At 66.4% G+C, this 11541-nt stretch carries 8 protein-coding genes; 6 read left to right on the top strand and 2 right to left on the bottom strand.

The window, feature by feature from the left end:
• The first annotated feature begins 155 nt into the window (after nucleotides 1–155).
• Nucleotides 156–2996, top strand: a complete 2841-nt coding sequence (locus ARC63_RS00910; protein ID WP_057502291.1) for a bifunctional diguanylate cyclase/phosphodiesterase — start codon at nucleotides 156–158, stop codon at nucleotides 2994–2996.
• Nucleotides 2997–3015: 19 nt separating this feature from the next.
• On the opposite strand, the gene ARC63_RS00905 is transcribed toward ARC63_RS00910, so the two are convergent.
• Both ARC63_RS00905 and ARC63_RS00900 read right to left on the bottom strand, forming a co-directional pair.
• A complete protein-coding gene (locus ARC63_RS00905) occupies nucleotides 3016–3609 on the bottom strand; it encodes an LOG family protein (RefSeq protein WP_010484495.1) in 594 nt (197 codons plus the stop codon).
• Between the two features lie 263 nt (nucleotides 3610–3872).
• Nucleotides 3873–5369, bottom strand: a complete 1497-nt coding sequence (locus ARC63_RS00900; protein WP_043403227.1) for an aminotransferase class III-fold pyridoxal phosphate-dependent enzyme — start codon at nucleotides 5367–5369, stop codon at nucleotides 3873–3875.
• Nucleotides 5370–5580: 211 nt separating this feature from the next.
• Between ARC63_RS00900 and queA the strand changes: the two genes are divergently transcribed.
• The 5 genes from queA (at nucleotide 5581) to secF (ending at nucleotide 11351) form a co-directional block, all read left to right on the top strand.
• On the top strand, nucleotides 5581–6648 hold the full coding sequence (gene queA / locus ARC63_RS00895; protein WP_010484499.1) for a tRNA preQ1(34) S-adenosylmethionine ribosyltransferase-isomerase QueA: 1068 nt from the start codon (nucleotides 5581–5583) through the stop codon (nucleotides 6646–6648).
• A gap of 177 nt (nucleotides 6649–6825) precedes the next feature.
• A complete protein-coding gene (gene tgt, locus ARC63_RS00890) occupies nucleotides 6826–7956 on the top strand; it encodes a tRNA guanosine(34) transglycosylase Tgt (protein ID WP_029379947.1) in 1131 nt (376 codons plus the stop codon).
• 135 nt (nucleotides 7957–8091) lie between these two features.
• Entirely contained in the window at nucleotides 8092–8436 is a 345-nt protein-coding gene (gene yajC / locus ARC63_RS00885) for a preprotein translocase subunit YajC (RefSeq protein ID WP_005409257.1), read from the top strand.
• A gap of 61 nt (nucleotides 8437–8497) precedes the next feature.
• Entirely contained in the window at nucleotides 8498–10354 is a 1857-nt protein-coding gene (secD, locus tag ARC63_RS00880; RefSeq protein WP_010484504.1) for a protein translocase subunit SecD, read from the top strand.
• A gap of 16 nt (nucleotides 10355–10370) precedes the next feature.
• Entirely contained in the window at nucleotides 10371–11351 is a 981-nt protein-coding gene (gene secF, locus ARC63_RS00875) for a protein translocase subunit SecF (protein WP_010484505.1), read from the top strand.
• Nucleotides 11352–11541: the final 190 nt, after the last annotated feature.

The following is an 11541-nucleotide window of genomic DNA, read 5'->3' as shown; positions in this document are numbered from 1 at the left end:
GGGCGAGGGTCATGGCTCGGAAGGGGCTACGGGCAGCAGGAAAAACGTACGGGCGCACGATTCGGGGTTTACGGGCTTCCATTGCCCCCCGGGTGGCGCGCTATGCTCGGCGGCTCAGGGGAGGCGACGCACCGACGGCGCCAAGAGATTGTCATTTGTCCACGCATGCTGAACCGGCGGAAGAGCCACCACACGAGGCCGTGCTGAGCACGGCGCTGGTGCGCGCGTTGCATGCGCTTTTGCCGGAAACGGCCGTGGTCCGCGTCGGCTGGGACGACCCGCAGCTCGGTCGTGGCCAGGGGGGCTGGCCGACAGCGGCTGCCGGAGGTGATGCGGCGGCACCCGGCGCGGGCGATGGCCAGCACGGCTGGGAACATGATGGTGCGCGCCTGCTGTTGTCGGTCGAAGGCGCAGTGCCTTCGCCGGCATGGTGGGGCGTTGCCCGGCAGGCGATGGAGCTGGCGCTGCAGCGCGGCCGCCAGGCCGGCCAGATCAAGGCACTGGAAGAGGCCGAGCGGTTGCAGCAGGCCCTGTTTCAGATTGCAGACCTGGCCGGTGCCGACCTTGAAATGCCCGAGATGCTGCGCCACGTGCATGGTGTGCTGGGCACGCTGATGTATGCCGAGAACTGCTACATCGTCGAATACGACGATGTGCGCGACCAGATCCGGTTCCTGTACTTCGCCGATCAGGTCGATGACTTCGTCGCCGACCCCACGCAGAGCCATGACGCCAGCGAGATGCCGCGCAGCCTGACCGTGGCGCTGCTGCGCCATGGCAAACCGCTCAGTGGTCCCTCGCGCAAACTGCTGGCGCAGGTGATGGAACAGGAGCACGACCCGCAGCGTGGGCCGGAAAGCCTGGACTGGCTGGGCGTGCCGATGCTGCGCGATGGCCGTGTATGCGGTGCCATCGTGGTTCAGAGCTATGAACAGGCGGCCCGCTATGGCGAGGCCGAGCGCGCATTGCTGGGTTTCGTTGCGCAGCATGTGCAGACCGCGATGGACCGGCGCCAGGCGCAGGTGCGGCTGGAGCAGCAGGTAGAGCGGCGTACCCAGGAACTGCAGCGCGCCAACCACAGCCTGCAGGACGAAGTAACCGAGCGGCGTCGCGCCGAACAGCTGCAGACCGCGCTCTATAACATTGCCGAGATGGCGATGTCGGCCGACAGCCTGGCCCAGTTCTACGGACAGGTGCATGGCGTGGTTGGGCGCCTGCTCGACGCACGAAATTTCTACATCGCCCTGGTCAACCCGGCCGGCAACGGCCTGGATTTCGTGTATTCGGTGGACGAGCACAATGCCAGCCGCGCGCCACGGCCCTTCAGCCGGGGCCTGACCGAATACGTGGTGCGCAACCGGCGCCCGCTGCTGGCCTCGCGCGCGCAGATCGATGCACTGCTGGCCAGTGGCGAAGTGCGTGAATCCGGTGCGCGTTCGCACTGCTGGCTGGGCGTACCACTGCTGCGCGACGACGAAGTGGTCGGCGCGATCGTGGTGCAGAGCTACAGCGAGAACAGCATTTTCAGCGTGCATGACCAGCGCCTGCTGACCTTCGTTGCGCAGAACATCGGTACCGGCCTGGCCCGTCAGCGCGACCAGCAGCGGCTGCGTTCGGCGCATGCCGAACTGGAAAAGCGCGTGGAAGAACGTACCCGCGAGCTGGCCGAGGTCAACGAGAAGTTGCTCGGGCAGATTGGTGAACGCCTGCGGGCCGAGCAACGCCTGACCCACCAGGCCATGCACGATGCGCTGACCGGCCTGCCCAATCGCCTGCACCTGCTGGACCGCCTGCAGGATGCGCTGGCACTGGCCAAGCGAGAGGGCGGCCCGGTGTTCGCCGTGCTGTTCCTCGACCTGGACCGCTTCAAGCTGGTCAACGACAGTATCGGCCACGCTGCCGGTGACCGCATGCTGGTGGAAGTGGCCAAGCGCATCGTATCGATGGCCGGTACCGAAGATGTGGTGGCACGGCTCGGCGGTGATGAGTTTGCTGTGCTGCTGCAGTGCCCCCAGGGCCTGGCACAGGCGCTGGACTTTGGCCAGCGCCTGCTGCTGGCGTTGCAGGAGTCGATGTGGATCGCCGGGCGCGAACTGTTTCCGTCCGGCAGCCTGGGCATTGCCCTGTGGAATCCGCGCTACCGCACCGGTGAAGAGCTGCTGCGCGACGCGGACGCAGCGATGTACCGGGCCAAGGCGCAGGGCCATGACCGCTGTGCGATCTTCGACGAGGACATGCGCGAAGAAGCCATGCGCAGCCTGGACCTCGAAGCCGACCTGCGTCGTGCGATCAACAACCGCGATTTCGTGCCGTTCTACCAGCCGATCGTGCGCCTGTCCGATGGCGAGGTGGTGGGCCACGAGGCGCTGCTGCGCTGGCAGCATGAGCGCCGCGGCCTGCTGCTGCCGGGCGCGTTCCTGGAGCTGGGTGAAGAGAGCGGCCTGATCGAACAGGTCGACTGGCTGATCTACGAGCAGGTCATTGCAGGGTTGGCGCAGGGGGGCGACGGCTACGTCTCGGTGAACGTCTCACCCCGGCATTTCCGCTCCGCCGAATTCAGTGACCGCCTGTTCGGCCTGCTCGACAGCTGCGGTGCCGATCCGCGCCGGCTGCGCCTGGAGATCACCGAGGTGGCGCTGCTGGACGATGGCCCGCACACGCTGCGCATCCTGCAGGGGCTGCGCGAGCGCGGCATCCAGGTGCAGCTGGACGATTTCGGTACCGGCTTCTCCGCGCTGTCCTACCTGCACCGTTTCCCGATCAGTACGCTGAAGATCGACCAGAGCTTCATCGCCGGCCTGCATGGACCGGAAGTGCAGAGCACGCGCGCGCTGGTCGAAGGCGTACTGTCGCTGGCGCGCACGCTGGGCATCGAGACCATCGGTGAAGGCATCGAGACCGAGGCGCAGCGGCAGACCCTGCGCGAACTGGGCTGCGATTACGGCCAAGGCTATCTGCTGGGGCGGCCTGCCCCGTGGTCGCACGCGGGGGCCTGAGCCACCGCGTGCGGCTGCATCAACGCAGGGCGGCGCGACGCTTCTCGTCGATCCACTTCGAGGCCTGGGCCGGCTGGTAGTTCTTCATCCACTCCAGCATCGCTTCGATGTCCGAGCCGTACCACAGGTCCTGGCGCTGGTCCGGGTGCAGGAAGCGCTCTTCCACCATGCGATCGATCATGCCGATCAGCGGGGCATAGAAGCCTTCCACATCGAGGAACGCGCACGGCTTGTTGCCGATGCCCAGCTGGCGCCAGGTCAGCATCTCGAAGATCTCTTCCATGGTGCCGAAGCCGCCGGGCAGGGTGACGAAGCCATCGGCGAGGTCGAACATGCGCGACTTGCGCTCATGCATCGAACCGACGATCTCCAGTTCGGTCAGGCCGCGGTGGGCCACTTCCCAGTCGGCCAGCTGACGTGGGATCACGCCGGTCACTTCGCCGCCAGCGGCGAGCACGGCATTGGCCACGGTTCCCATCAGGCCGACGTTGCCGCCGCCATACACCAGGCGCAGGCCGTCGCGGGCGATGCGGTCGCCCAGTGCGATGGCGCGTTCGGTATAGGCCGGCTTGCTGCCAGCGTTGGAACCACAGTACACACAGATCGATTTCATGGATCTTCCTGTCTCTTGGCCGGAAACGAAAACGCCCCGTCGCCGACCGCAGGGCGGTCAGGGACGGGGTGCCCAAGGATTATGAGGCCTTGAGAGGCCTTCTGTAGAGCCGAGCCGCGCTCGGCTGCTCTTCGTTCAGATCGCGGCAAAGGCGCCAGCCGAGCATGGGCTATGCCGGTCGTCCTGACCGGCACCCTTCGGGCCGTCGCCAGCGACGTTGGCAGCGGCTCCTGCCGCTGCCTTCGGCTCTACCGAAGCGGGGGTTACGCCGCCGCCGCCTGCTCGCGGCGCGGGCCTTCACGCAGGGCGCGGCCGACCATGCCCACCAGCAGGTCCAGCTCCTCGCTGTCCATGCCGAAGTGCGGGGTGAAGCGCAGCGAATTCTCGCCACCGTGGATCACGTTGATGCCGTGCTGGCGCAGCCATTCTTCGGTGGAATTGGCGCCATAGCACTTGAACTGCGGCGCCAGCTCGCACGAGAACAGCAGGCCGGTGCCCTGCACCTTGGTGATCAGCCCGCCCAGCTCGTTCTTCAGCTGTTCCAGCTTACGCACGGCCTCGGCACCGCGTTCGGCAATGTTGGCACGCACCTGCGGGGTCAGCTGGGCCAGGGTGGCGCAGGCCACGTCCAGCGCACGCGGGTTGCTGGTCATGGTGTTGCCATAGATGCCCTTGCGGTACAGCTGCGCGGCATGCTCGGTTACCGCCAGCACGGACAGCGGGTACTGCGCGGCGTTGAGCGCCTTGGAATAGGTCTCCATGTCCGGCGGGTCCAGGCCTTCGAAGCCCGGGTAGTCCACCACCGAGAGCACGCCATGCGCGCGCAGGCCGGCCTGGATCGAGTCGAGCAGCAGCAGGCTGCCATGGGCACGGGTCAGTTCACGGGCCACGGCATAGAACGACGGCGGCACCGAGCGGCCGGGGTCGCCTTCGCCCATCACCGGCTCCAGGAACACCGCTTCGATGAACCACTGGTTGCGTGCGGCATCCTCGAACACCTTGCGCAGGCCGGCCTCGTCGTACGGCGCCACGGTGATCACCGAGTCCTCGCCGCGATAGCTGGCCAGGTGCTGCATGTAGCTCTTGCGGCTGGAATCGGAATACAGCGCCGGGCGGTCGGTACGGCCGTGGAAGCTGCCCTTGACCACCACGCGCTTGATCGCGGCGCCGGCGTGGCGCGCGCCGGGGTCGGTCTGCAGCTTGGCGTTGACGTCGGCGATGCGGGCGGCCAGGCCGACGGCCTCGGAACCGGAATTCAGGCACATGAAACGGGCGAACGGGCAGCCGCCACGGCGGTGGCCGATCTCGGCGCGCAGGGCGGTGATGAAGCGCTGCTGCGACAGGCTGGGGGTCATGATGTTGGCCATCACCTGCGGGCGGGCCATCGCCTCCAGCACGGCATCCGGGGTGTGCCCGAAGCCGAGCATGCCGTAGCCGCCGGCGTCGTACAGCACGGCGCCCTTCAGGGTGACCACCCACGGGCCGCGCGCGGCCAGTGCCACGTACGGGGTCACCGCGTCATCGGCATAGAAATTGACGAAACCGTCCTGCATCGCGTCGATCTGCGCCTGTTCGTCCTGCGCCAGCAGCGGCCCCAGGTCGGCCTGCACGCGCGCGAATTCCTCGGCGGCGGCATCCACCGCAGCGATCAGCTGCGGGTGGTTGGCGGACAGGGTGGTCAGGGTGGCATCGTCCAGACCGGAGGTGAGGCGGGTGCCGGGCTGGTTGCGCAGGGGGGCGAGGCGTTCGATGAAGCTCATTGCAGATCTCCTGAAACAATGGGTCGCACGGGTCTTCAAAAGCAAAACGCGCGTCATCACGCGCGCTTGGGGGCAGGCTCGTGCAGCGGACTTCCGGCTCGATGCTAGCACTTGTTTTTTTGCGCGATAACCCCGCAGAAACCTGCTGCATAGCAGCATTTTGCGCGACGTTCGCCGCGAAGCGCGCCGGCTCGCAGACGCTGGACGTACAATGCGCGCCATTGTCGACCTGTTGCCGCCCACTGCCTTGAAGAAGTCCGATTTCCACTACGACCTGCCGGCTGAACTGATCGCGCAGGCACCCTTGGCCGAACGTTCCGCCAGCCGCCTGCTGCTGGTCCCGCCGGCGCCCGATGGCTTCACCGATCTGCAGGTGCGTGATCTGCCATCCCTGCTGCAGCCGGGCGATCTGCTGGTGTTCAACGACACCCGGGTGATCCCGGCGCGCCTGTTCGGGCAGAAGGCCAGCGGTGGCCGCGTGGAGATCCTGATCGAACGCCTGCTCGGCGGCCAGCAGGCCCGTGCCCAGGTCGGCGCCAGCAAGTCGCCGAAGGCCGGCAGCCGCATCGCGCTGGATGCCGGTGGCGAAGCCGAGGTGCTGGGCCGCGATGGCGAGTTCTACGTCCTGCAGTTCCACGTGCCGGAATCGCTGGAACAGTGGCTGCTGCATGCCGGCCGGCTGCCGCTGCCGCCGTACATCCAGCGCGAGCCGGGCGTGGACGACCGCGAGCGCTACCAGACCGTGTTCGCGCGCGAAGTGGGCGCGGTGGCGGCGCCGACCGCCGGCCTGCATTTCGACGAACCGCTGCTGGCCGCGCTGAAGGACAAGGGCGTGGACTTCGGCCATGTCACCCTGCACGTCGGCGCGGGCACCTTCCAGCCGGTGCGCGCCGATGACCTGAAGGATCACGTGATGCACCGCGAGTGGCTGAACGTCGGCGCTGAGCTGGTGCAGCAGGTACGGCGCACGCGCGCGGCCGGCGGCCGGGTGATCGGCGTCGGCACCACCGTGGTACGCGCGCTGGAAAGCGCGATGCGCGATGGCGAGCTGCTGCCGTTCGCCGGTGAAACGCAGATCTTCATCACCCCGGGCTACCGCATCCGCAGCGTCGACGCGATGGTGACCAACTTCCACCTGCCGGAAAGCACGCTGCTGATGATGATCTCCGCGTTCGCCGGCAAGGAAAGGGTGTTCGAGGCGTACCAGCACGCGATCGAGCAGCGCTACCGCTTCTTCAGCTACGGCGACGCCATGCTGCTGTTCCCGCAAGCGGGGTAGGGCGCTGACCTCTGCCTGCTTGTGGTGGGTGCGCACCGTTGGTGCGCACTTGCAGGTGCCTGGAGACCAGGAAAGCCACGCATGGCGTGGCTCTACTGCCGTGCCGTTCAGGCCTGAATGGGCGGTCGAGCCGGTTTTGGGAGACAATGAGCGACTATTTGCCTGAACGACCGCTCCATGTCCCGATTGCAGTTCCAGCTCCAGACCCGCGACGGCCGTGCCCGCCGTGGTCGCCTGACCTTCCCGCGTGGCACGGTGGAAACGCCGGCCTTCATGCCGGTGGGGACCTATGGCTCGGTCAAGGGCATCCTGCCGGACCAGGTGCGCGCGCTGGGCGCCGAGATCATCCTCGGCAACACCTTCCACCTGTACCTGCGCCCGGGCCTGGACATCATCGCCGACCACGGCGGCCTGCACGGCTTCTGCCGCTGGGATGGCCCGATCCTGACCGACTCCGGCGGCTTCCAGGTGTTCTCGCTGGCCCACCGTCGCAAGATCACCGAGCAGGGCGTGACCTTCGCCTCGCCCACCGACGGCGCTCGCGTGTTCCTGGGCCCGGAGGAGAGCATGAAGATCCAGAAGGTGCTCGATTCGGACGTGGTGATGATCTTCGACGAGTGCACCCCGTACCCGGCCACCGAAGACGTCGCCCGCCGTTCCATGGAACTGAGCCTGCGCTGGGCGCAGCGCAGCCGCAACGCGCATGACGAGCTGGGCAACGACGCGGCCCTGTTCGGCATCGTCCAGGGGGGCGTGCACACCGACCTGCGCAGCCGCTCGGCCGAGGCCCTGCAGGCGATCGGCTTCGACGGTTACGCCATCGGCGGCCTCGCCGTGGGCGAGCCGGAGCACGAGCGCAATGCCATGCTCGACCACCTGGACCCGGAGCTGCCGGGTGACCGCCCGCGCTACCTGATGGGCGTGGGCCGGCCGGAAGACCTGGTCGAGGGTGTCGCACGTGGCGTGGACATGTTCGATTGCGTGATGCCCACCCGCAACGCGCGCAACGGCCACTATTTCACCTCGTTCGGCACCGTCCGCATCCGCAACTCGCAGTACGCGCGCGACATGGATCCGATCGAGCCCGGCTGCGGCTGCGTGGCCTGCACCGGTGGCTACACCCGTTCCTACCTCCGCCACCTGGACCGCTGCAACGAGATGCTGGCGCCGATGCTGGGTACCCTGCACAACCTGTTCTATTACGAAAAGCTGATGGCCGACATCCGTGCGGCCATCGAAGCGGGAACCTTCCTGGCCTTCCGTGAGTCTTTCTACGCGGCACGCGGGGCGGTCGCGCCGCCCCTGTAAACCGAGTACCCCCCTGCCAAACGGCCCAAGGACGAACGCCCGGGGCCGTGGCATACTTCAAGGCTGACCCAGATCCGCGGTCGACACCCCGTGCCCGTGAAAGGGCCGGAGCGCCGCCCAACCAAAGGACCAACGATGAACCTGCTTGCTTTCCTGATTCCCGCCGCCCACGCCCAGGCCGCCGGCGGCCAACCGCAGGGCATGGGCCTGACCACGCTGCTGTTCCCGGTCATCCTGATCGCCATCATGTACTTCCTGATGATCCGCCCGCAGATGAAGCGGCAGAAGGAGCACAAGGCCATGCTGGAGAAGATCAAACGTGGCGATGAAGTGCTGACCAATGGCGGCATCGCCGGCATCGTCACCGACATCGGCGACAACTTCATCACCATCGAAGTGGCTGACAACGTGCGCATCCGCGTGCAGAAGGGCGCTGTCGGCAACGTGCTGCCGGCCGGTACCCTGAAGTCGGCCCAGTAAGCCACTCCCTTTCCGATGCACAACCGCGGCGCCGGGGATGGCGCCGCGCGGGACCCAAGCAATGCTCGAATTTCCACGCTGGAAGTACGTCGTCATCCTGATCGTACTGGCGCTCAGCGCGCTGTACGCGCTGCCCAACATCTACCAGAAGGACCCGGCCGTCCAGATCACCGCCAACCGTGGCGGACAGGTCGACGACGCGCTGCGCGACCGTGTGCTGGCCGACCTGAAAAAGGCCGGTGTGGACGCCCTCGGTGCCGAGAAGGAAGGGGAGAGCCTGATCGTCCGCCTGCCGGACCTGAAGGCGCAGTCCGCTGCCAGCGACGCCCTGCGTGACACCGTCGGCGAGAAGTACACCGTGGCCCTGAACCTGGCCTCGACCGTGCCGGACTGGCTGGCCAACCTCGGCGGTCGCCCGATGGTGCTGGGCCTGGACCTGCAGGGCGGCGTGCACTTCGTGCTGCAGGTCGACCAGAAGGCCGCGCTCGACAAGCGCCTGGATGCTTACACCGAAGACGTGCGCAGCACCCTGCGCGACGCCCGCATTCCGTACCAGTCGGTGGAACGCCGTGCTGACAACAGTATCGTGGCCAACCTGAGCCCGTCCGCCGGTGACGACGCCGCGCAGCGTGCCCGCACTGCCCTGGTCAAGGCGCAGCCGACCCTCGGCTACGACGTCAGTGGCAATCGCATCACGGTGACCGTGCCGGAAACCGAGATCACCCAGATCGCCAACGGCGCCATCGAGCAGAACATCAACACCCTGCGCAACCGCGTGAACCAGCTGGGCGTGGCCGAGCCGATCATCCAGCGCCAGGGTGCCGACCGCGTGGTCGTGCAGCTGCCGGGCGTGCAGGACACGGCCGAAGCCAAGCGCATGATCGGCGCCACCGCTACCCTCGAGTACCGCGCGGTGGTTGACGGCAATGCACAGGACGCCATCAACTCCGGCCGCATTCCGCCGGAAGCGAAGGTCTACCAGCGTCGTGATGGCGGTGGTCCGGTCCTGCTGAACAAGCGCGTGATCGTCACCGGTGACCAGATGGTCGGCGCGCAGGCGGTGACCGATTCGAACAGCGGTTCTCCGGCGGTCAGCGTGACGCTGAACAATGTCGGCGGCCAGCGCATGTTCGACTTCACCAGCGCCAACGTGAACAAGCCGATGGCGGTGGTCTACACCGAGCGCGTACCGACCGTGACCGTTGTCGACGGCCAGGAAGTGCGTGGCTTCAAGGTCAACGAGGAAGTGATCTCGGTGGCCAACATCAACGGCGTGTTCGGCAAGAACTTCCAGACCACCGGCCTTCAGAAGAAGGAAGCCGAGGACCTGGCCAAGCTGCTGAAGTCCGGCTCGCTGGCCGCGCCGATGGACTTCGTCGAAGAGCGCGTGGTCGGCCCGAGCCTGGGTGCCGAGAACGTCAAGAACGGTATGCGCGCGGTGGTGTTCGCATTCCTGTTCACCCTGGTGTTCTTCAGCGTCTACTACCGTATGTTCGGCGTGATCACCTCGATCGCGATGCTGTTCAACCTGCTGATCGTGGTGGCGGTGATGTCGCTGTTCGGCGCGACCATGACCCTGCCGGGCTTTGCCGGCCTGGCGTTGTCGGTCGGCCTGTCAGTGGACGCCAACGTGCTGATCAACGAGCGTATCCGTGAAGAACTGCGTGCCGGCGTGCCGGGCAAAACCGCGATCGTGACCGGTTACGAGCGTGCTTCGGGCACCATCCTCGACGCCAACCTGACCGGCCTGATCGTCGGTGTGGCGCTGTTTGCATTCGGTACCGGTCCGCTGAAGGGCTTCGCGCTGACCATGATCATCGGTATTTTCGCCTCCATGTTCACCGCGATCACCGTGTCGCGTGCGCTGGCGACGCTGATCTACGGCCGTCGCAAGAAGCTCCAGAACGTGGCCATCTGACGGGACGACACGCACAATGAAACTGTTTCCGCTGCACATCCTCCCGAACGACACCAAGATCGACTTCATGCGCTGGCGCCATGTCGCCATGGCAGTCACCATCGTGGTGTTCCTGGCGTCGATCAGCATCATCGCGTTCAAGGGCTTCAACTACGCGCTGGACTTCACCGGCGGCACCCTGATCGAAGCCCGCTTCGACAAGGCGGTGGACGTCGAGCAGGTCCGCACCAAGCTCGAGCAGAATGGCTTCGACGGCGCCCAGGTACAGAGCGTCGGTGGCAACACCGACCTGCTGATCCGCCTGGCGCCACACGGCGAGCATGCTCCGGGCACGGGTGCTGCCGCCACCGAAGACAAGGCTACCGCTGCCGCTGTAGTGAAGGCACTGTCCACGGCTGATAATCAGGCAACCGTACTGCGCAACGAGTTCGTCGGCCCGCAGATCGGCAAGGACCTGGCGATGAATGGCCTGTACGCCACCATCTTCATGTTGGCCGGCTTCCTGATCTACATCGCCGTGCGCTTCGAATGGAAGTTCGCGGTCACCGCCAGCATCGTGGCCATGTTCGACCTGATCGTGACGGTGGCTTACGTGTCCCTGCTGGGCCGTGAGTTCGACCTGACCGTGCTGGCCGGCCTGCTGTCGGTGATGGGCTTTGCGATCAACGACATCATCGTGGTCTTCGACCGCGTCCGCGAGAACTTCCGCAGCCTGCGCGTGGACTCGATGGAAGTGCTGAACCGTTCGATCAACCAGACGCTGTCGCGTACGGTGATCACCGCGGTGATGTTCTTCCTGTCGGCACTGGCCCTGTACATGTACGGCGGCAGCTCGATGGAAGGCCTGGCCGAGACGCACATGATCGGTGCGGTGATCGTGGTGCTGTCCTCGATCCTGGTGGCGGTGCCGATGCTGACGATCGGTTTCCTGCGCGTGAGCAAGCAGGACCTGCTGCCGAAGGCGAAGGACGTCGAGGCCCTGGCCCGTCGCCCGTAAGCGTTCGCGCTGCACGCAATTCACAGAGAACCCCGCGCAAGCGGGGTTTTTTGTTGGCAGGGCTTGCAGCCCTGCACCTGCAGAGGCAACAGCAACAGCAACAGCAACAGCGGGCATTCCGTGGATTGGTGGGGCGGTGTCGGAGTGCGGGGGCGCCGCAAGTACGTCCCTGTAGGCTTGGCAGCCGCAT

The organism is Stenotrophomonas geniculata ATCC 19374 = JCM 13324 (assembly GCF_001431625.1).
Lineage (GTDB): Bacteria > Pseudomonadota > Gammaproteobacteria > Xanthomonadales > Xanthomonadaceae > Stenotrophomonas > Stenotrophomonas geniculata.
Note: the sequence above shows the minus strand (reverse complement) of the source record. Positions and strands in the feature narration are given on the sequence as shown.